The sequence below is a fragment of the Mycobacterium sp. SP-6446 genome, assembly GCF_001954045.1.
Lineage (GTDB): Bacteria > Actinomycetota > Actinomycetes > Mycobacteriales > Mycobacteriaceae > Mycobacterium.
In genome coordinates this window covers 21,427-38,866 of sequence record NZ_MBEM01000206.1, presented here as the reverse complement: position 1 = coordinate 38,866, position 17,440 = coordinate 21,427, and the positions used below count along the sequence as shown (strand labels likewise).

Sequence of the window (17,440 nt, the reverse complement as noted above, 5' to 3'; positions counted from 1 at the left end):
GCTTCTGGTGTTCAGGTTCTTCGGATTACCTTGCCGGGCGGGCCTTTTCGTTCATCTCCGCGATCGACTCGGTGATGGTGTTGATGATGGTGTTGGCGCCAACTGTACCGACCCGCAGCCGAAGGAACCACCTTCGGCTTCAAGCGGATCACTCCTCGACGGTGACCGGGATCGGCTGGTAACGCGTCTTCGCGGCGGCTTGCTCCGCGGCGGTCCTCGCGTCCGGCTCGGGCGCGACGCCGCCCCCCGGCGGTCCGTCCGGCGGCGGTTTCGGTGTTGGCCGGGAGGTCCGGTCGATGTCGTCGACGATGGCGCGGATGACCTCGAGCAAGGCGATGCTGTGGTCGGCGATGACGGTGAGCAGCGGGTGCTGATCGCCGGTGGCCAGGGCGGCCAGGGCGCACACCGGGCACCACACCTGCTGGCACTTGCCGGTCCCGACGCCGGCGCCGGCCGTCAATGCGGCCGCTGTGCGCACCGCGGGGTCGATCCCGTCCAGGATCGCCTGGGCGAGCTTGCGCAGCTCGGGACCGAGTTCGGGATGAGCGCCATTCACTTAGGCCACACCTCCGGATCTGGTCGAAAGCGAACGGTCAGCTCACTGCCCCGCAGGTGTGCGTCCAGCACCGTGCACCGCCGCAGCACCGACGCCAACCGAACCCTGCGCCGTAGCCCGCCGGCGCTGATGATCAGGTCGTCGTCGACCCGCCCCAACGACAGCGCGCCGGGATCGAGCTGGGGTAACGCTAGCCGCATTCGGTAGATGGACCCAAGTCCCGACCCTGATTCCAGGTCAACGATAGGACGCAGGGGCCCGGGCGGCGGCGCCCCACGCCGGCGCCGCGCGCCGTCCAGCAGTCCGCCCAGCGCCTTCGCGCCGATCGGCTCGCCGGACAGGTGTGGGGTCAGCACCAGGGCCACGTCTCCGATGGTGGCGTCGAGTTCGTCGAGCACCGCATGTTGTTCGGAGATGCGTTCGGCATACCAGTAGAACGCCGGGTGGTCGGGCAGGTTGTGGTACTCGTACGACTCGTCTTCGGTCAGCACCTGATTGACGATCAGCTCCTCGACGCGGACGCCCATCAGCGCCAGCGAGCCCAGGGTGCGCACCGCCTCGGCCGCAACCACCCGCTCGGGGGTCAGCACCAGGTGCGCGCTCACCTGCCCGCCGTCCGTCAGCAGCGCGCCGAGCGCGTCCACGCTGGTGCTGATGCGTTCCAGCAGTTCCACCACCGCCGCGGACCGGGTGTCGTCGGCGGTCACGGACAGCCGGCGATGGCGCGGCCACGCGCGCTCCACGTAGAGCCCGAAGGTGGCGGGCAACGTCAGCATCCGCAGCGCGTCCGCCGTCGAGGCGCAGTCGACGACGATGCGGTCCCATCGTCCGGACGCCGCGAGCTCGCCGACCGCGTGCAGACCGAGCACCTCCTGGATGCCCGGCAGCGCCGAGAGTTCTTCGGGGGCAATGCTGCTCAGCTCGGAATCGGGGAACCGTCGATCCAGCGCCCCGACCACGTCGTGCCACCGGGACTCGAGCAGCGCGAGGGTGTCCAACGCCAGCGCGTCGAGGAAGCCGCCGCCGGCCGCGCCGTCCCCGGTATCGAGGTCGGCGAGCACCCGAACCGGGTCCTCGCGGCCGCTCGGCGGCACCGGGACACCGAGCACGTCGCCCAGCGAATGCGCCTGATCGGTGGACACCACCAGCACCCGGCGGCCCTCGCTCGCGTCACCGACCGCGGTGGCACATGCCAGGGTGGATTTTCCTACCCCGCCCTTCCCGACGAAGAGACTGATCCGGGCGGGCTCAGCAGACTCACTCAGCCTCGACTCGTTTCTTCAGATCCTTTAATGCGGTGTCGGTCAGCCTGCGCTCGGCCTTGCGCTTGAGCATGCCGATCATCGGCAGGGCCAGGTCCACCGAGAGCTCGTAGGTGACATCGGTACCAGATCCCTTGGGCGCCAAGCGATATGAGCCTTCAAGGGCGCGCAGCAGCGAACTGGAGACCAGGGTCCAGCTCAGCGACTTGCGGTCGGCGGGCCACTGGTAGGACATGACCATGGTGTCCTTGATGATGCCGGCGTCCATCACGAATCGCACCACCTTCGGGTAGCCGTCGGCGCCTCTCTCCTGCACCTCGGCTTCCTTGTACTCCGAGATCCATTCCGGATAGGAATCGATGTCGGCGATCACCTCGAGCACCTTGCCCGGGTCGGCGTCGATGTGAATGGTTTGCGTCGTCTTCTCCGCCACCTGGCTGCTGCCCTCTCTGCCGTAAGCGGTCCGAAACGGTACTCCCGTGCGAAACGTTGACCGCAGTTAAACTACCGGAGAACCGACCGCGCGTGACCGTTCCAGCGTCGTCTTGATCTCAAAGGCCATTTTCTTACCCGCCACCCGACGGCGGTGTGTCATTTTCGGCAAGTTCAGCTTGGCCAGCTGCCAAGCGGCGACACCGGTTGGCTCGGCGTGCAGGAAGTAATGCAGCACCACTCCATCCATTGACGGTTCCAGCCAGATCTCCATTGTGCCGGTCAATGCGCCGGTCACCGTCCAGCGGATGCCCTTTTCCGCGCGATCCTCGACGACCTGCAGCCGCAGATCGGGCCACCACCGACGCCATTTCGACCGATCGGCTACCGCGGCGCCAACCCGCGCGCCGTCGGCGGCGACGAACGTCTGGTCGGCGATCTGGATGCTGTGCATCGCCACAGCTTCACACACCTGTCGGCGGTGCCCGTCAACGACCTCGCGGCAAGGGCGCGGCGAGGGTGCGGCAATCGTGACGCGGCCCCGACCGACCGCCGCCGTGCTGGGCGAACACTCGGATTAGGCTGGGCGACAGCAAGCCGGACCCCGGCAAGGTCACCAGGTCAAATGAGGTCAATCAAGTGCGTGAGTACAGCGTCCCCGCCCGTTTCTCCGTCGGCGAGCGCGACAACGTCGCGGCCGTGGTCTTCGAGCATGAGCGCGACGACCCCACCTTTGTCATCTACCAACGCCAGATCGATGGCGTCTGGACCGACGTCACGTGCGCCGAGGCGGCCGACCAGATTCGTTCTGCGGCATTGGGTTTGATCTCGCTGGGCGTGCAGGCCGGTGACCGGGTGTCGATCTTTTCCGCCACCTGCTACGAGTGGGCGATCCTCGACCTGGCGATCTTGGCGGTGGGGGCCGTCACGGTGCCGATCTACGAGACCTCGTCGGCCGAGCAGGTGCGCTGGGTGCTGCAGAATTCCGAGGCCGTCCTGGCGTTCGCCGAGACCGACGAACACGCCGCGATCGTCACCGAGCTGACGGGCGAGCTGCCGGCGCTGCGCCGGGTCCTGCACATCAACGGTTCGGGTCCCAAGGCGCTCGACCAGCTCGTCGAAGCCGGCGCGTCGGTCGACCCGGCCGAGCTGACCGCCCGGCTCGACGCGTTGCGGGCCCAGGACCCGGCCACCCTCATCTACACCTCGGGAACCACGGGACGGCCCAAAGGCTGCCAGCTCACCCATTCCAACCTGCTGCATGAGATCCGGGGCACCCAGGAGTGCCTGCCGACGTTGCTGCAGGAGGGTCAGCGGCTGCTGGTTTTCCTTCCGCTCGCCCACGTGCTGGCCAGGGCGCTGACCCTGTCGGCGTTCGCCAGCAAGGTCACCGTCGGATTCACCAGCGACATCAAGAACCTGCTGCCGCTGTTCGGCGTGTTCAAACCGACCGTGGTGGTCTCGGTTCCGCGGGTGTTCGAGAAGGTGTACAACACCGCCGAGCAGAACGCCGTCAACGACGGCAAGGGCTGGATCTTCAAGCGGGCGGCGCAGACCGCGGTCGACTGGAGCCAGGCCTTCGACGACGGCCGGCCCGGGCCGCTGCTGCGCGCCAAGCACGGCCTGTTCGACCGGCTGGTCTACCACAAGCTGCGCGCCGCGCTGGGCGGCGACTGCCACGCCGCCGTCTCCGGTGGCGCGCCGCTGGGCGCGCGGCTGGGCCACTTCTACCGCGGCGTGGGGCTGACCGTCTACGAGGGCTACGGCCTGACCGAGACCAGCGCCGCCATCACGGTCAACCAGATCGACGGGCTGAAGATCGGAACGGTCGGAAAGCTGGTGCCCGGCAACAGCCTGCGCATCGCCGAGGACAAGGAACTGTTGGTCCGCGGCGGCGTGGTGTTCAGCGGCTACTGGCGCAACGAACAGGCCACCGAGGAGGCGTTCAGCAACGGCTGGTTCAAGACCGGCGATCTCGGCGCGGTCGACGACGACGGCTTCTTGACGATCACCGGCCGCAAGAAGGAAATCATCGTCACCGCGGGCGGCAAGAACGTCGCCCCCGCGGTGCTCGAGGACCAGCTGCGGGCGCACCCGCTGATCAGCCAGGCGATGGTCGTTGGGGATGCCAAGCCGTTCATCGGCGCCCTGATCACCATCGACCCCGAGGCGTTCGACGGCTGGAAGCAGCGCAACAGCAAGGCGGACGGCGCCTCGGTGGGCGACCTGGCCACCGATCCCGACCTGATCGCCGAGGTGGACGCGGCCGTGAAGAAGGCCAACCTGTCGGTGTCACATGCCGAGTCGATCCGCAAATTCCGCATCTTGCCGGTCGATTTCACCGAGGACACCGGTGAACTGACGCCGACGATGAAGGTCAAGCGCAACGTGGTGGCCGAGAAGTTCGCCTCCGACATCGAGGCGATCTACGACAAGGACTAGCGGCCCCAGGATTAACTGAAGGACTAGCCGCGCAGCAGGTCGGCCAGCCGCGCCGCCAGAGTGTCCCAGCGCCACTGCGACATCACCCACTCGCGACCGGCGGCGCCCATCGCGGCGGCGCGGTCGCGATCGGTCAGCAACTCGCTGACGGCGTCGGCCACCTTGCCCGTCGAGCGACCGTCGACCACTAGCCCAGTCTTGTTGTGCTGCACGGCTTCTGGGGCTCCACCCGACTGCCCGGCGATGACCGGCACGCCGGTGGCCGAAGCCTCCAGGAAGACGATGCCCAAGCCTTCGACGTCCATGCCCGCGCCACGGGTGCGGCACGGCATCGCGAACACGTCGGCCAGCGCGTGGTGGGCGGCCAGTTCGGCGGCCGGCACGCCGCCGGTGAATGTCACGTGGTCGGCCACCCCGCAGTGGCGGGCCAGCTTCTGCAGCTCCTGCAGGTACGGACCACCGCCCACGATCACCAGGGCCGCGCCGTCGACGCGTCGCCGAATCAACGGCAGCGCCCTGATCAACACGTCCTGCCCTTTGCGCGGGACCAGCCGGGACAGGCACACCACGGTGGGCCGCTCGCCCAGCCGGTAGCGCCTGCGCAGCTCGGCGCGGGCGGCCGGATCGGGCCGGAACCGGTCGGTGTCCACCCCCGACGGCAGGTACTCCAGCGACGCCGCGGGACCGAAGGCCGTCGCGAACCGGGACCGGGTGTAGCGGCTGACGAAGGTCACGACGTCGGTGCCGTCGCCAATGCGGCGCAACACCGATCGGGCCACCGGAAGCATCGACCAGCCCACTTCGTGGCCGTGCGTGCTGGCCACCACCCGGGTTGCACCCGCCTGCCGGGCGCGGGGCGCCAGCAGGGCCAGCGGTGCGGCCGCGCCGAACCACACGGTCTCGATGCCGTGCTCGGCGATCAGCCGGCGCATCCGCGCATCAACGGCCGGGCCGGGCAGCATCAGGGTGCCGGGATGGCGCACGACTCCATAACCGGCGGCCCGGGCCGCCTCGTCGAATGCATCGGCGCCCTTCCATTGCGGCGCGTACACGGTCACCGAATGCGAGCCGGTTTGGACGAGTCGGCCGACGAACTCCCCCAGGTAGGACTGGATGCCGCCACGCCGGGGCGGAAAGTCGTTGGTTACCAGCAGGACCCGGCTCACGTGCGTCAGGCTATAGGACCAGCCAACGCTTCCAGCGGGCGAGCAGTGCGCCCGGGTCGGTGCCGAGGGCGTCGCGCGCGGCGGTGGGCAGGTCCGCATGCCCGGCGCCGCACGCGGCCGTGTAGAACGCCCGCAGCTTCGCGCCGCCGTATGTATCGGCGACGAAGCGGGCGAACCACCATGCGCGGTCGTATCCCGACGAGCGCTGCGGGCCGGGAGTGTCCAGATCGGCGTCCGACGGCAGGGCCACCACGGCCTCGGCCGCCTCAGCGGGGACCGGGCCGGGTGGCCGGGCGACGAAATCGGCGACGCCTTCGGTCAGCCATCGCGGCGCGTCCACGGCGGTGTCGACGCGCGCCGCGTAGTGAAAAAGCTCGTGGGTCAACACTATTCGCAGTGCGGGTTCGGTCATGTTGGCCGCGCCCGGCGCGAACACGATCCGTTGGCCGACCGCCACCCGGTGGGTGGGATCGACGCGGTCGACGACGGTCACCGCCGCGATGTCGGCCCATTGTGCGGCCGGCCCGCCGCCGGCGGCGGCGCGAAACTCGTCGTCGGAGCCGGTGGCGACCACCGAGATGTCGCGCGGCCAATCGATCCCCCAGAAGGCCTCGACGGCGTCGACCGCGGCGCCGATGTTCGACGCGATGCGCGACAGCAGGCGATCGGTGGCCGGTCCGCCGCCACCAAGCAGACGGACCGCCCGGTCGCGGACGACCAGCGGCGCGGTGCTCGGGTGGCCAACCGAAGGTTGCGCCGGTTTTGCCGAAGTATCGGGCGCCGCATTCAGTGCCGCACCCGCGATCAGTTCACCAGCAAAGATCCAGGCCAGCAGGATTTTCAAGCCGCGCCGCGACCGGCGGCTAAGCCGGCCCGGGCGCTCAGTAGCGGCGGGCGTCGTGGACCGGGCCAGCCGAATTCATCGGCACCACCCGCACGGGCTGGCCGTAGGTGGAGGAATGAATCACCATGCCGTCGCCGACGTAAAGGCCGCTGTGTGACGCGTCGTTATAGAAGGTCACCACGTCGCCCGGCTGCAGATCCGACAGCGCCACCGGCTGACCGCCTTGGGCCTGCGCCTGGCTGGAGTGCGGCAGCGAGATGCCGGCCTGCTGGAAGGCCCACATCACCAATCCCGAGCAGTCGAACCCGCCGGGCGCCGCACCACCCCACACGTAGGGCGATCCGACCTGCGTCAGCGCGGCCTGCACGACCGTCGCGCGGTCACCGCCGCCGACGCCGCCGCCGGGCTGCGGTCCGAACAGTCCGCCGGGGGGTGGAGCCTCGCCGGGCGCAGGGCCGCCGGGCTGCGGCGCACCGGGCGGCAACGCGTCCGGTGCCGGTGCGCCGGGTGCCGGAGCGGCCGCAGGAATGGGCCCAGGGTCGGCGAGCGCGGTCTTCTGGTCTGGCGACAGGGACATGTACTGCGACTTGACGACGGCGATCTGCACCTGCAGCTGGCTCTGCTTGGACTGCAGGCTCGCCCGCACCGCGGCCGCCTGCTCGGCCGCGCTCTTGGCGTCGGCGGCCGACTTCGCGGAGGCCTGCTCGGCCTTGGCGGCCTGCTCGCCGGCCATCCGGAAACCCGCCATCTGCTCGCGCATTTGAGTCGCCATCAGCCGCTGCACGGCCAGCTTGTCGATCAGACCCTGCGGCGATCCCGCGGTCAGCATGGCCTCCATGCCGTCGACGCGGCCGCCCATGTAGGTCGCGGCGGCGAGCTTGTTGACCGCGGTCTGGAAGGTGGCCAGCTTGGCCTTCGCCCCGTCCACCGCGGCCTGGTCGTCGGCGTGCTTCTTCTCCGCCGCCCGCTGCGCCCCCAACTTCGCGTTCAGGTCGAGCTGGGCGCTGTGCATCGCCTCGGTGGTCCGCTCAGCCTGACGCGACAGCTCGTTGAGTTTCGCCATCGCGTCGTCGGCCGGATCGGCCGCCGCGCTCGCGGCAAGGGCGCCCGCTAGAACTGTCGAGCCCGCCAGTATCCCGACCACCAAACGTGTAAGGGCACGCGCAATCGGATACTCAGAGCCGAAACTCAAGATTTGCTTCCTTAAACGGCCATCGACGCATCGCGGTCGAGCTGGTTTAGGTCTCAAACAGGTTACGAAACGATATAGGTGTTTGTCTAAACCAGATCGTTAAGAAATTAGAAAGAATTCTGTCATTTCTTTGTGAACGACAGCCGGGGTGCGGCTACGATCCAGGAGTTTTGGCGCACACGGCAATTACGCCACCCCGGAGCCGCGATCGCGGTGGATCGGGACCAGCCGCAATCGAGGCGCCAGCCCGGCTTCGGCGAGCACTTCCAGCGCGGCGCGTTCATCCTCCAACAAAGTTTCCGGTACCCCGAGTAGCACGCTGACCACACAGTCGCGGCATCCCGGACCGCGCACCGCGCAGTCGTCGCAGTCGATCACCACCGGTTCGCCGCACGCGGGCGTCGCAAAGCGGGTGTTGTCGGGGCCGCTGCTGTGTGCCATCGGATCGGTCCTCTCGCTTGCGCTCCGGTCGGGCTGTCCACACGCTAACCGCGGGCACCGACAACTTTCGGCGCCCGAATCCCCGGATCTGCCCGGCGTGGGAACACCGCGGGTGTCGGTGCGGGTGCTTAACGTCACGCGCATGGGTGTGACTGGTGGGACTCAGCTGAGTTTCGCCGGCCCGGATTGGACACCGACCGACGAAATCCCGTTGCGTGAAACCACCTTTGTCGTCGTTGACCTGGAGACCACCGGCGGACGCACCCGGGGCAGCGACGGAACACCGCCCGACGCCATCACCGAAATCGGCGCGGTGAAGGTCCGCGGCGGCGTCGTGCTCGGCGAATTCGCCACCCTGGTCGACCCGCAGCGCACCATCCCGCCCCAGATCGTGCGGCTCACCGGGATCACCACGGCCATGGTGTGCGACGCCCCGACCATCGACGCCGTCCTGCCGATGTTTCTGGAGTTCGCCGGCGGCTCGGTGTTGGTCGCCCACAACGCCGGGTTCGATATCGGGTTCCTGCGGGCCGCCGCGCAGCGCTGCGAAATCCCTTGGCCCCGACCGCAAGTGCTGTGCACGGTCCGGCTGGCCCGCCGGGTGCTCAGCCGCGAGGAGGCCCCCAGCGTGCGGCTGGCCGCACTGGCGCGGCTGTTCGCCGTCGCCGCACAGCCCACGCACCGCGCCCTCGACGACGCCCGCGCCACCGTCGACGTGTTGCACGCCCTGATCGAGCGGGTGGGCAATCAGGGTGTGCACACCTTTGCCGACCTGCGCTCGTATCTGCCCGACGTGACCCCGGCGCAGCGCCGCAAAAAGGTGCTCGCCGACGGCCTGCCACACCGGCCGGGGGTCTATCTGTTCCGCGGGCCCGCCGGCGAGGTGCTCTACGTCGGGACGGCCGTCGACCTGCGCCGCCGAGTGAGCCAGTACTTCACCGGGGCCGACCCCCGCGGCCGGATGAAGGAGATGGTCACGCTCGCCACCGCGGTCGACCACGTCGAGTGCGCGCACCCGCTCGAGGCCGGTGTGCGCGAACTGCGGATGCTGGCCGCGCATGCCCCGCCCTACAACCGCCGGTCGAGGTTCCCGCACCGGTGGTGGTGGGTGGCGCTGACCGACGAAGCGTTTCCGCGCTTGGCGGTGGTGCGCTCACCGCGCCACGACCGCGCCGTCGGCCCGTTTCGGTCGCGCGCCGATGCCGCCGAAACCGCGGACCTGCTCGCGCGATTCAGCGGAATCCGAACCTGCACCGCCCGACTGGCGCGCGGTGCGCGACACGGGCCGGCCTGTCCCGAGGCCGAGGTGTCGCCGTGTCCCGGCGCCCGCGACGTCACGGCCACTCAATACGCGGCGGCCGTGGCCCGCGCCGCATCCCTGATCGACGGCCTGGACAACGGCGCGCTGGACGGGGCGGTGCGTCAGGTCAACGCGCTCGCCGAGCGCCGCCACTACGAGAGCGCCGCGCGATTGCGCGACCGCACCGCCACCGCCGTCGAAATCCTGTGGCGCGGGCAGCGGCTGCGGGCCCTGGCCGCGGTGGGCGAGCTGATCGCTGCCGCCCCGGACGGCAACGGTGGCTACCACTTGGCCGTCATCCGCTGCGGCCAGCTCGCCGCGGCGGGCAACGCCAGACGAGGGGTGCCGCCGATGCCGGTCGTCGACGCCATTGCGGCTGGCGCGCAATCGATTCTGCGGGCGCAGGCCCCGCTGGGCGGCGCGCTGGTCGAGGAGACCGCGCTCATCGCGCGCTGGCTGGCGAGCCCGGGCGTGCGCATCGTGCGGGTGGCCGGCGAGGACGGCTGGGCCTCACCGCTGCGGTCGGCCGGACCCTGGGCGGCCTGGGCGGCCGCGGCGCGCTCGGCACGGCTGGCGTGCGAGCAGGCCCTCCGGGATCGGGACTCAGAGCTGCTGGCCGAACCGCACCCAACGCGCGAGCAGCTGTTCGGCCGCGCCGGTGTCGATGGCGGCGCGGGCGCGCGACAACCCGTCCTCCCACGCCGGCAACCATTCGGCGCGACTGGATAGCCCGGCATGCGCGACGATGGCGCCGGCGGCGTTGAGGACGACGGCATCCCGGACCGGTCCCGCGGCGCCGGCCAGCACCGCACGCACCTCCGCCGCGTTGGCTTGCGCGTCGCCGCCCAGCAGCTCACCGAGTTCGGCGCGGGCGAACCCGAATCCGGCGGGATCGAAGGTCAGCTTGTCCACCGTGCCCGCCTGCACTCGCCAGATGGTGCTCGTCGTGGTCGTCGTCAGCTCATCGAGTCCGTCGTCGCCATGCACCACCAGCACACTGGAGCCCCGCGCGGCGAACACCCCGGCCATCACCTCGGCCAGCTCGGCGAACGCGCAGCCGATCAACCCGGCCCGCGGCCACGCCGGATTGGTAAGGGGCCCAAGGAGATTGAACACCGTGGGCACCCCGATCTCGCGGCGCACCGCGGACGCGTGCCGATACGACGGATGGAACACCGGCGCAAAGCAGAACCCGATCCCGACTTCGGCCAGGCTGCGCGCGACCTGCTCGGGCCCGAGGTCGATGCGCACCCCGAGCGCCTCCAGCGTGTCGGCGCCGCCCGACAGCGACGACGCCGCACGGTTGCCGTGCTTGACCACCGGCACGCCCGCGGCCGCGACCACGATCGCCGCCATCGTGGACAGGTTGACGGTGTTGACGCCGTCCCCGCCGGTGCCGACGATGTCGACAGTGTCGTCGCGGATCGCGTCGGCGGGCATCCGCAGCGCGTGGCTCAGCATGACGTCGGCCAGCTCGCTGACCTCCGCCGAGGTCGGGCCCTTCATCTTCATCGCCACCGCGAACGCGGCGATCTGGGCCGGCGCCGCGTTTCCCGTCATGATCTGGTCCATCGCCCAGGCGGCCTGACCCCGGGCGAGCTCCCGCGCGTCCGTCAGACGAGCCAGGACCTGCGGCCATGACGATGCCGAGCCGGCGGGGCCCGGTGCGGACCCCCCGGGAGACGAAGTCTCGGATGACAGAGCCACGCGCTGATGGTCCCACGAGTACCAACCGCCCCCCAACCGCCGGCCGAGGCACACCGACAGCGGCACCGGCGCGACGCGCGAAACGCCAATTTCAGACCCGGGTAGAGTTCGACAACTACAAAGCGTCATACTTGCGGATGTGACCAGCGCTGTGGGGACCTCGGGTACTGCGATCACGTCACGGGTGCATTCGCTCAATCGCCCAAACATGGTGAGTGTCGGCACCATAGTGTGGCTTTCCAGCGAGCTGATGTTCTTTGCTGGACTGTTCGCGTTCTACTTCACGGCCCGCGCGCAGGCCGGTGGGAACTGGCCGCCGCCGCCGACGGAGCTGAATCTGTACCAGGCCGTCCCGGTGACGCTGGTGCTGATCGCCTCGTCTTTCACCTGCCAGATGGGGGTTTTCGCGGCCGAACGCGGCGACGTCTTCGGGCTGCGCCGGTGGTACGTGATCACCTTCCTGATGGGCCTGTTCTTCATCCTGGGTCAGGCCTACGAGTACTTCCACCTGACCACGCACGGCACGACGATCCCCAGCAGCGCCTACGGCAGCGTGTTCTACCTGGCCACCGGCTTCCACGGGTTACACGTCACCGGCGGGCTGATCGCGTTCATCTTCCTGCTGGCGCGCACCGCGATGACCAAGTTCACCCCGGCGCAGGCGACGGCCAGCATCGTCGTGTCCTACTACTGGCATTTCGTGGACATCGTGTGGATCGCGCTGTTCACCGTGATCTATTTCATCCGATGAAGGCCGGCGCTTTCGAAGTGGCTTTCACAAGGCTCTGAAAGAGGAATGAACAGGAGTGCTCGGTTGAAGCGACTGAGGTCTATCCGATCCGGTGGCAGCAAGCCCCGGGGTCAGCGGAGTGATCGCGCGCGGCGGCGGCTGCGCCGCCGATTGTCGGGCGGCCTGCTGCTGCTGATCGCGCTGACCGTGGCAGGCGGGCTGGCCGCGGTGCTCACCCCGCGGCCGCAGGTGGCCGTCGCCGACGAGTCGTCCTCGGCGCTATTGCGCACTGGCAAGCAGCTTTTCGACACTTCCTGCGTGTCCTGTCACGGCGCCAACCTGCAGGGCGTGCCCGATCATGGGCCGAGCCTGATCGGGGTCGGCGAGGCGGCCGTCTACTTCCAGGTGTCCACCGGCCGGATGCCCGCCATGCGCGGTGAGGCCCAGGCCCCGCGCAAAGACCCGGTCTTCGACGAGGCGCAGATCGACGCCATCGGCGCCTACGTGCAGGCCAACGGCGGCGGCCCGACCGTGACACGCAACCCCGACGGCAGCGTTTCAATGCAGTCGCTGCGCGGGACCGACCTGGGTCGCGGCGGCGACCTGTTCCGGCTCAACTGCGCGTCGTGCCACAACTTCACCGGGAAGGGCGGGGCGCTGTCGTCCGGGAAGTTCGCGCCCGACCTCGGGCCCGCCAATGAGCAGCAGATCCTCGACGCGATGCTGACCGGCCCGCAGAACATGCCGAAGTTCTCCGACCGCCAGCTTTCCTTCGAGGCCAAGCGAGACATCATCGGCTACGTGCGGACCGTCGCCGAAGAGCGCCAGCCGGGTGGCTACGGCCTCGGCGGCTTCGGACCCGCGCCCGAGGGCATGGCGATGTGGATCATCGGGATGGTCGCCGCCATCGGGCTGGCACTGTGGATTGGGGCGCGATCATGAGCGACGGCTCGAACATCCCTGAGCCCAATGAGGCCGCGCTGGCCGAGATGTCGAATGACGAACTGGTGGCGCTGGGCGGCAAGATCGACGGAGTCGAGACCGTCTACAAGGAGCCGCGCTGGCCGGCCGCAGAGACCAAGGCCGAGAAGCGCGCCGAGCGCGGGGTGGCCCTATGGCTATTGCTGGGCGGTTTCTTCGGGCTGGCGCTGCTGCTGATCTTCTTGTTCTGGCCATGGGAGTACAAACCCAGGGAAGCCGCGGGAAGCTTGTGGTATTCGCTGACCACACCGCTGTACGGCCTGACCTTCGGGCTGTCCATCCTGGCGATCGCCGTTGGGGCGCTGCTGTTCCAGAAAAGGTTTATCCCAGAAGAGATTTCGATCCAGGAACGCCACGACGGCGCCTCCCGCGAAATCGACCGCAAGACGGTGGTGGCGAACCTCACCGACGCCTACCAGGGCTCGACGATCGGGCGCCGCAAGCTCGTCGGACTGTCGCTGGGCATGGGCCTGGGCGCATTCGGCCTCGGCACGCTGGTGGCGTTCGCGGGTGGCCTGATCAAAAACCCGTGGAAACCGGTGGTGCCCACCGCGGATGGCAAGAAGGCGGTGCTGTGGACGTCCGGCTGGACTCCGCGCTACCACGGCGAGACCATCTATCTGGCGCGAGCCACCGGCTCGCACGACAGCGCGCCGTTCGTGAAAATGCGCCCGGAAGACATGGACGCGGGCGCAATGGAGACCGTGTTCCCGTGGCGGGAGTCCGACGGCGATGGCACCACCGCGGAATCGCACGAAAAGCTCACCGCGATCAAGCTCGGTGTGCGAAATCCGGTGATGCTCATCCGGATCCGGCCCACCGACATGTCACGCGTGGTCAAACGGCAGGGCCAGGAAAGCTTCAACTTCGGCGAGTTCTTCGCCTTCACCAAGGTGTGCTCGCACCTGGGTTGCCCCTCGTCGCTGTACGAGCAGCAGTCCTACCGAATCTTGTGCCCGTGTCACCAATCGCAGTTCGACGCACTGCATTTCGCCAAGCCGATCTTCGGCCCGGCGGCCCGTGCGTTGGCGCAACTGCCGATCACCATCGACACCAACGGGTATCTGGTCGCCAACGGTGACTTCATCGAGCCCGTCGGACCGGCATTTTGGGAGAGGACGACGACATGAGTCCCAAACTGAGTCCCCCGAAGATCGGTGACATCCTCGCCAAACAGGGCGAGGATATCGACACCCGCTATCACCCGTCTGCGGCCGTGCGCAGACAGCTCAACAAGGTCTTCCCGACGCACTGGTCGTTCCTGCTCGGCGAGATCGCGCTGTACAGCTTCATCGTCCTGCTGCTGACCGGTGTGTACCTGACGCTGTTCTTCGACCCGTCCATGACCGAGGTCACGTACAACGGTGTCTACCAACCACTTCGCGGTGTCGAGATGTCGCGCGCCTACGAAACGGCGCTGAACATCTCGTTCGAAGTCCGGGGCGGCCTGTTCGTCCGACAGGTCCATCACTGGGCCGCGTTGATGTTCTCCGCGGCGATCATGGTGCACCTGGCCCGCATCTTCTTCACCGGAGCGTTCCGCCGGCCGCGCGAAGCCAACTGGGTCATCGGTTCGCTGCTGCTGATCCTGTCGATGTTCGAGGGCTACTTCGGTTACTCGCTGCCCGACGACCTGCTGTCGGGCATCGGGCTGCGGGCGGCGCTCTCGTCGATCACCCTGGGCATGCCGGTGATCGGAACCTGGCTGCATTGGGCGCTTTTCGGCGGCGACTTCCCGGGCGACATCCTGATCCCCCGGCTCTACGCGATCCACATCCTGCTGATACCGGGAATCATCCTGGCGCTCATCGGATTACACCTGGGGTTGGTGTGGTTCCAGAAGCACACGCAGTTCCCCGGCCCCGGCCGCACCGAGCACAACGTCGTCGGCGTGCGCGTGATGCCGGTGTTCGCCGTCAAGTCCGGCGCGTTTTTCGCCGCGATCGTCGGTGTGCTGGGCCTGATGGGTGGGCTGCTGCAGATCAACCCGATCTGGAACCTGGGTCCCTACAAGCCATCTCAGGTGTCGGCCGGCTCACAGCCCGACTTCTACATGATGTGGACCGAGGGCCTGGCCCGCATCTGGCCGCCGTGGGAGTTCTACTTCTGGCACCACACCATTCCCGCCCCGGTCTGGGTGGCGTTGATCATGGGCCTGGTTTTCGTCCTGTTGACCGTCTATCCGTTCCTGGAGAAGCGATTCACCGGTGACTACGCGCATCACAACCTGCTGCAGCGGCCGCGGGACGTCCCGGTGCGCACCGCGATCGGTGCGATGGCGATCTCCTTCTACATGGTGCTGACCCTGGCGGCGATGAACGACATCATCGCGTTCAAGTTCCACATCTCGCTGAACGCGACGACGTGGATCGGGCGCATTGGGATGGTGATCCTGCCGCCGTTCATCTTCTTCATCACCTATCGGTGGTGCATCGGGCTGCAGCGCAGCGACCGCGCGGTGCTCGAGCACGGCGTCGAGACCGGCATCATCAAGCGGCTGCCGCACGGCGCCTACATCGAGCTGCATCAGCCGCTGGGTCCGGTCGACGACCACGGCCACCCGATACCGCTGGAGTACCAGGGCGCGCCCGTGCCCAACAAGATGAACCGGCTGGGCTCGGGCGGCACGCCGGGTCACGGCAGCTTCTTGTTCGCCGACCCGCCGTCCGAGGACGCGGCGCTGCGCGAGGCGACCCACGCCGCCGAACAACGCGCCCTGACCGCGCTACGGGAGCACCAGGACAGCATCGTCGGTTCCAACGGGGAGCACGGCGAGCACTAGCCGGGCGGGCGCCGCGGTGTGCGGGGTTGGCGCCCTGCGCGCACACTCAACGCCCTCATCGCACACTGGCCGATAGGGCCTTGCCGAGTCGTCCTGGCGTTAAGGCGATCAGCGCTCGGCGGCCAGGCCGCGCAGTTGCCTCACATAGAACCACTCGACCGCCGGCATCGCCGCGGTGACGAGCCCGGCCAGCACGTAGCCGACCCATGACGCGCCGTCGTGGCCGACGGCCATCAGGTAGGTCGCGGCCGCGACCGCGATCAGCGCGGCGCCCATCGTGCCCGCCAGTATCACGGTGCCGCGCAACCAGACCCGGTCCACCGCAGCGCCGGACCATTCGGCCGCCGGCTCCGCGGACTGCACGGTGTGCGCGCGCCCCCGTTCGGTCGCGGTGCGTGCACCGGGCCCGCCCGGCCGCAGCGCGGTTCTCCCCAGCGCGCGCGCCGGAACGGGCGCCGACCCGACGGCCGGATCGGCCTGAGCCATGCGCCGAGCCCGCAACAGCACCGGGATCGCACCGGCGATGATCAGCGCGGAAACGACGATGACGGCGTACAGCACCCACGTGGTGTGCGAGCCTCCCCCGGCCGTTCTGTGGAAGCCCCGGCCGAGATCGGACAGCGCGACGGCGGCGGCCACGCTGACGCCCAGCAACACCAGCCAGATCGCCGCGCACGCCCCGATCAGGATGCGGTCGATGACCTCCGGCGGAATGGTGTCCGACCCGCGCCGGTAGGCGGAGTATCTGCTGACCATCAGCAGCTCGTCTGCGGTGAGTCGTTGTTGTTCGACGACAGCACCGCCCCGTCGCTGGTGGTGATCGAGCAATTGAGCCTGCTGAGCCGGAACAGGCTGGACGCCTGCACCGATCCGACGTCCGACGTCGAGATCGGCGTCACCGTCATCGACCACGGGATGTACACGTTGTGCTGGGTGCGAGACCGTCCGGAGGCGTCGACGTAGGTCACCGAAATGATGTCGCCCGGCGCTTTCGTGCCGGTCACCGAGTAGGTGACTTGCCGCGGCCCTGCCGGTGTCGGCGGAGGCGGCGGGGGCGGCGTGGTGGTCGTGATCTCGTCCTGCACCGGCGGCGTGGACGGCGTGGTGGTGGCGGGGTTGGCGAGCTTGTTGGTGTCGGTGCGCGTAACCAGCAGCGACACCGAGACCACCAGCGCGATCGCCGCGACGATGGCGGCAACGCCCACGATCCACGGCCAGCGCGGGGCGGCGTGCTCATCGCCGTGGTCGGCTGACCCGTCGTACCCGTCGTAGTCGTAGAGCGCCATGTCGGCCGGCACGTAGGGGCCGGTCATGAAATGCTCGGACTCCGGCGCGGAGTACGCCCGCGAATACGCGTCCGTCTGGCCCGTGTCGTCTGCGGCCACCAGTTCGGCGCTGTCGTCGAACCGACGCTCTTCGGGTTCAGCGAGGGGCGCCGCTTCGTCGCCGGGCGCTGCGCCGGAATCGGGTTCCTGGCTGAGCTCGCTGGCGGATTCGGGTTCCTCAGGTTCCCGTCCCGGGGGTTTCGGCCCGTTCATGTCTGTCTGCCCTGTCCAACTGCCTCACCAGCGCGCGGGGCTCTACGGTCGAGCCGTTGTGCGCGCG

General features: G+C 68.8%; 16 protein-coding genes and 2 pseudogenes. 7 read left to right on the top strand and 11 right to left on the bottom strand.

The genetic code is table 11. The annotated features are described in order from the left end of the window. Positions 1–74, top strand: a pseudogene (locus tag A5736_RS26880) (hypothetical protein); the annotation flags it as partial. Positions 75–148: 74 nt separating this feature from the next. Here A5736_RS26880 and A5736_RS18250 read toward each other — a convergent pair. From A5736_RS18250 to A5736_RS18235, 4 genes are all read right to left on the bottom strand, one after another. Then, positions 149–556 carry a hypothetical protein gene (locus tag A5736_RS18250; protein ID WP_076122781.1) on the bottom strand — a complete coding sequence of 136 codons (408 nt, stop codon included), beginning with the start codon at positions 554–556 and terminating at the stop codon, positions 149–151. Further along, positions 553–1,821: an ArsA family ATPase gene (locus tag A5736_RS18245; RefSeq protein ID WP_083667537.1), complete on the bottom strand. Its 1,269-nt coding sequence runs from the start codon at positions 1,819–1,821 to the stop codon at positions 553–555. The genes A5736_RS18250 and A5736_RS18245 overlap by 4 nt, the downstream gene beginning before the upstream one ends. Next, positions 1,814–2,251, bottom strand: coding sequence for an SRPBCC family protein (locus A5736_RS18240; protein ID WP_076247788.1), 438 nt, complete (start codon positions 2,249–2,251; stop codon positions 1,814–1,816). The genes A5736_RS18245 and A5736_RS18240 overlap by 8 nt, the downstream gene beginning before the upstream one ends. Before the next feature lie 66 nt (positions 2,252–2,317). After that, on the bottom strand, positions 2,318–2,704 hold the full coding sequence (locus tag A5736_RS18235; RefSeq protein ID WP_076247796.1) for a polyketide cyclase / dehydrase and lipid transport: 387 nt from the start codon (positions 2,702–2,704) through the stop codon (positions 2,318–2,320). 185 nt (positions 2,705–2,889) lie between these two features. Between A5736_RS18235 and A5736_RS18230 the strand changes: the two genes are divergently transcribed. Further along, entirely contained in the window at positions 2,890–4,692 is a 1,803-nt protein-coding gene (locus tag A5736_RS18230; RefSeq protein WP_076247787.1) for a long-chain fatty acid--CoA ligase, read from the top strand. A gap of 23 nt (positions 4,693–4,715) precedes the next feature. Here the strand turns inward: A5736_RS18230 and pimB are convergent, their stop codons facing one another. The 4 genes from pimB to A5736_RS18210 form a co-directional block, all read right to left on the bottom strand. Then, positions 4,716–5,858 carry a GDP-mannose-dependent alpha-(1-6)-phosphatidylinositol monomannoside mannosyltransferase gene (pimB, locus tag A5736_RS18225; RefSeq protein WP_076247785.1) on the bottom strand — a complete coding sequence of 381 codons (1,143 nt, stop codon included), beginning with the start codon at positions 5,856–5,858 and terminating at the stop codon, positions 4,716–4,718. A gap of 10 nt (positions 5,859–5,868) precedes the next feature. After that, positions 5,869–6,693: a hypothetical protein gene (locus A5736_RS18220; protein ID WP_175611326.1), complete on the bottom strand. Its 825-nt coding sequence runs from the start codon at positions 6,691–6,693 to the stop codon at positions 5,869–5,871. A 46-nt stretch (positions 6,694–6,739) separates the two neighbouring features. Further along, positions 6,740–7,894 (bottom strand): peptidoglycan hydrolase RipC, encoded by a 1,155-nt coding sequence (gene ripC / locus A5736_RS18215; protein ID WP_076247783.1) that lies wholly within the window; start codon positions 7,892–7,894, stop codon positions 6,740–6,742. Between the two features lie 186 nt (positions 7,895–8,080). Next, positions 8,081–8,335 carry a hypothetical protein gene (locus tag A5736_RS18210; protein WP_076122787.1) on the bottom strand — a complete coding sequence of 85 codons (255 nt, stop codon included), beginning with the start codon at positions 8,333–8,335 and terminating at the stop codon, positions 8,081–8,083. A gap of 142 nt (positions 8,336–8,477) precedes the next feature. Here A5736_RS18210 and A5736_RS18205 point away from each other — a divergent pair. After that, positions 8,478–10,301 (top strand): annotated as a pseudogene (locus A5736_RS18205) (DEDD exonuclease domain-containing protein); the annotation flags it as partial. Here A5736_RS18205 and trpD read toward each other — a convergent pair. Beyond that, positions 10,239–11,342, bottom strand: coding sequence for an anthranilate phosphoribosyltransferase (gene trpD, locus A5736_RS26875; protein ID WP_254848401.1), 1,104 nt, complete (start codon positions 11,340–11,342; stop codon positions 10,239–10,241). The pseudogene A5736_RS18205 and the gene trpD sit on opposite strands and share 63 nt — an antisense overlap. A gap of 139 nt (positions 11,343–11,481) precedes the next feature. Here trpD and A5736_RS18195 point away from each other — a divergent pair, with 139 nt between their 5' ends. The 4 genes from A5736_RS18195 to A5736_RS18180 are packed head-to-tail and all read left to right on the top strand — an operon-like array spanning position 11,482 to position 15,835. After that, positions 11,482–12,093, top strand: coding sequence for a heme-copper oxidase subunit III (locus A5736_RS18195; RefSeq protein ID WP_076122789.1), 612 nt, complete (start codon positions 11,482–11,484; stop codon positions 12,091–12,093). A 45-nt stretch (positions 12,094–12,138) separates the two neighbouring features. Continuing rightward, on the top strand, positions 12,139–13,014 hold the full coding sequence (locus A5736_RS18190) for a cytochrome c (RefSeq protein ID WP_139333406.1): 876 nt from the start codon (positions 12,139–12,141) through the stop codon (positions 13,012–13,014). Then, positions 13,011–14,183: a ubiquinol-cytochrome c reductase iron-sulfur subunit gene (locus A5736_RS18185; RefSeq protein ID WP_076122796.1), complete on the top strand. Its 1,173-nt coding sequence runs from the start codon at positions 13,011–13,013 to the stop codon at positions 14,181–14,183. The genes A5736_RS18190 and A5736_RS18185 overlap by 4 nt, the downstream gene beginning before the upstream one ends. Then, a complete protein-coding gene (locus A5736_RS18180) occupies positions 14,180–15,835 on the top strand; it encodes a cytochrome bc complex cytochrome b subunit (RefSeq protein WP_076122790.1) in 1,656 nt (551 codons plus the stop codon). Before A5736_RS18185 ends, A5736_RS18180 begins: the two co-directional genes overlap by 4 nt. A 108-nt stretch (positions 15,836–15,943) precedes the next feature. Here A5736_RS18180 and A5736_RS18175 read toward each other — a convergent pair whose 3' ends face one another. Further along, positions 15,944–16,591, bottom strand: coding sequence for a DUF2561 family protein (locus A5736_RS18175; RefSeq protein ID WP_076247780.1), 648 nt, complete (start codon positions 16,589–16,591; stop codon positions 15,944–15,946). After that, on the bottom strand, positions 16,591–17,373 hold the full coding sequence (locus A5736_RS18170; RefSeq protein ID WP_076247779.1) for an MmpS family transport accessory protein: 783 nt from the start codon (positions 17,371–17,373) through the stop codon (positions 16,591–16,593). The genes A5736_RS18175 and A5736_RS18170 overlap by 1 nt, the downstream gene beginning before the upstream one ends. Positions 17,374–17,440 lie beyond the last annotated feature (67 nt).